This window comes from Moritella viscosa (genome assembly GCF_900120065.1).
GTDB lineage: Bacteria > Pseudomonadota > Gammaproteobacteria > Enterobacterales > Moritellaceae > Moritella > Moritella viscosa.
This window is the reverse complement of record NZ_FPLG01000056.1, coordinates 1-3,064: the sequence shown is the minus strand read 5'-3', so window position 1 is coordinate 3,064 and position 3,064 is coordinate 1. Positions and strand designations below refer to the sequence as shown.

2 protein-coding genes are annotated in these 3,064 nt (G+C 39.0%); both read left to right on the top strand.

Annotated features, from left to right (window positions below; genetic code table 11):
* Window positions 1–152: 152 nt before the first annotated feature.
* Window positions 153–1,061 (top strand): alpha/beta fold hydrolase, encoded by a 909-nt coding sequence (locus BT797_RS09865; protein ID WP_075471904.1) that lies wholly within the window; start codon window positions 153–155, stop codon window positions 1,059–1,061.
* A gap of 248 nt (window positions 1,062–1,309) precedes the next feature.
* The gene (gene aceB / locus BT797_RS09860; protein WP_075471902.1) at window positions 1,310–2,926 is read left to right on the top strand and encodes a malate synthase A; all 1,617 of its coding nucleotides are present in this window, start codon (window positions 1,310–1,312) and stop codon (window positions 2,924–2,926) included.
* Window positions 2,927–3,064: the final 138 nt, after the last annotated feature.

Genomic DNA, 3,064 nt, shown 5'->3' with positions numbered 1-3,064 from the left:
AATTGATAAACAAGGCTTTTTTGTTTTTCTTTATTGAATATAAGTTTTGCTATTATCAAACATTTCATTTCATTTTACTTTACAAGTCTAACCAGCATGCGACTATATCAGCCATTAACTTGAGCTTGTATTTCACGAAAAGGATTATAGTAATGCATTCTTTGCTGACGGCTGCTGATGGCCGAAAAATAAAATTATTTGCTTGGCTACCAGAGCAAGAAGTCCGTTACGTTATGGTGTTAAGCCACGGCATGGCTGAGCATATACAAAGATATGAAGCTTTTGCGCTGGCTTGTAACACAGCAGGTATTGCGGTTTATGGTGCTAATCATCGTGGTCATGGTAACGATGCGCCAGTATTAGGCCATTATGCGGATGAGGGGGGCTGGCTGAAAGTGATCAGTGATCTCGACCTTATCATCGATGATGTAACTCAGCGCCATACCGTACCCTTAATATTATTTGGCCACAGTATGGGATCCTTCATTGCTCAGCAATATGCCATCTTACATGGCAATAAGCTTAAAGGTTTAATACTCAGTGGTTCTAATTACCAAAACCCACTCATGTATAAATTGGTAGGCATAGCGATTAAAATCGAAAAAATGCGTATCGGTGCAAGATCGCCAAGTCGTTTCTTAGACTTTGTGTCGTTTGGTGCTTTTAATCGTAAATTTAAACCAGTACGAACAACATCGGATTGGTTAAGTCGCGATCAGAAACAAGTCGATAAGTACATTCATGATGATTATTGTGGTTTCTCGTTTAGTCCACAATTTTGGTTGGATTTTATGTCTGGTTTAATCAGCATTAGCCAAAAATCAGAAATAGCAAAAATCCCGAAGCATTTACCTATTTATCTTTTCAGTGGTGATAAAGATCCGGTCGGTTTACAAGGTGAGGGTGTATTAGCATTAAAGCTGCATATGACTAACAATGGTTGTGAGAGGGTACGATGTAAACTTTATCCTGATGGTCGTCATGAAATGTTAAATGAGTCTAATGCGAATGAAGTATTCAATGACGTAATAACTTGGGTTATATCAAAAATAATCGTATAGAAGGAGGCTTTTAAGCTTCAGTTGAAAGTGTGTTCCGCTTCAGTTTTAGTTGATTTTTGCTAAAGCGAAACGCTTTAATTTGACACCTTGTCATTAGTGTGAAATATGTTGCATTTATTACAAACTTGTTGCAATGTGTAGGTTAATAAAGCAATTCGTACAGATGTTTAAAACAATAGAAGATTATTCTTCCGTTGCTGGCAGATGAGGAATTGTGGCCAATACATATATTTCAACGGAGTGAAGCTATGACTGCCAATACCCAGTCTAATGAAACAGGTTCTCTGGTTTTCCATGGGGAAATCAACCAAGAACAACAACAGATCCTAAATCCTGAAGCAGTTGCTTTGTTGACTGAGTTAGTCGAAAAATTCGCACCTCAAGTTGATGAGCTACTTAATCAACGTGTAAAAAAACAAGCGCGTATGGATGCTGGTGAACTCCCTGATTTTTTACCTGAAACGGCACATATTCGCGAAGGCGATTGGAAGATTCAAGGTATCCCTGCAAAACTTCAAGATCGTCGTGTAGAAATTACTGGTCCAGTTGACCGTAAGATGGTGATTAATGCACTAAACGCACGCGTTAAAGTATTTATGGCAGACTTTGAAGATTCATTCGCGCCAACATGGGGCGGTGTGTTAGACGGTCAGGTTAACTTACGTGATGCAGTAAATGGTACGATTGAATATACTAACCCTGCGAACGGTAAACACTACTCTTTAGATGATGATCCAGCAACACTTATCTGTCGTGTTCGTGGTCTGCATTTACCAGAAAAACATATTACTTTTAACGGTAAAATTGTACCGGGTTGTTTAGTCGATTTTGCACTGTATTTTTCTAATAACTATGAAACGTTATTAGCAAAAGGCGCAGGCCCTTACTTCTACGTACCTAAGCTGCAAAGCCACCATGAATCAAAATGGTGGAGTGAAGTATTTAGCTATGCAGAAGACAAAGTAAATCTAGACCGCGGTACAATCAAAGCTACACTGCTCATTGAAACTATCCCCGCTGTATTCGAAATGGAAGAAATTCTATATAGCATGAAAGAGCACATTGTTGCGCTTAACTGTGGTCGTTGGGATTATATTTTTAGCTATATTAAAACACTGCGTAAACATGCAGATCGTGTATTACCAGATCGTCATTCTGTAACGATGGACAAATCTTTCCTTAGTGCTTATTCACGTTTATTAATCAAAACATGTCATAAACGTGGCGCTCTTGCAATGGGCGGTATGGCTGCATTTATTCCAGCCAAAACAGCTGAAGAAAACGATAAAGTATTAGCTAAAGTAACCGCAGATAAGACCCTGGAAGCAAAAAATGGTCATGACGGTACTTGGGTTGCTCACCCTGGTTTAGCAGATACTGCAATGGGTGTGATGAACGAATATATCGGTGCAGGTAATGCTAACCAAATTAACGTTTTACGTGAAGACGATGCACCGGTAACGGCTGCTGAGTTACTTGAACCTTGTTCTGGTGAACGAACTGAAACGGGTATGCGTTTAAATATTCGTATTGGTGTTCGCTACATGGAAGCATGGATTTCTGGTAATGGTTGTGTGCCTATCTACGGCTTAATGGAAGATGCAGCAACCGCAGAAATCTCTCGTGCGTCAATTTGGCAGTGGATCCAGCACGGCAAAACATTGAGCAACGGTAAAATTGTAACAAAAGAGTTATTCTGCCAATTACTACAAGAAGAGCTTCTGGTCATTCGTGATGAAGAAATTGGTGTTGAAGCTTACGAGCAAGGCCGTTTTGTTGAAGCGTCTAAATTGTTTGAAGAATTAACAGTCAGCGATCACCTTGCTGAGTTTTTAACGCTGCCTGGTTATGATTTCTTAGATTAGAAATTTTTGGAATAGGGCGAGGTTAGATTATCTCGCCCTGTTCTTGTTGTATCAAGTATTAAAATAATTATTAAAGGAATAAAAATGTCTATATACAAAAATGATATCGATGCAGTTACTACACTAAAAGCTGAACAA

Coding starts and splice junctions, on each gene's coding strand:
- aceB (WP_075471902.1), top strand. CDS start 1,310: ATGACTGCCAATACCCAGTCTAATGAAACAGGTTCTCTGGTTTTCCAT.
- BT797_RS09865 (WP_075471904.1), top strand. CDS start 153: ATGCATTCTTTGCTGACGGCTGCTGATGGCCGAAAAATAAAATTATTT.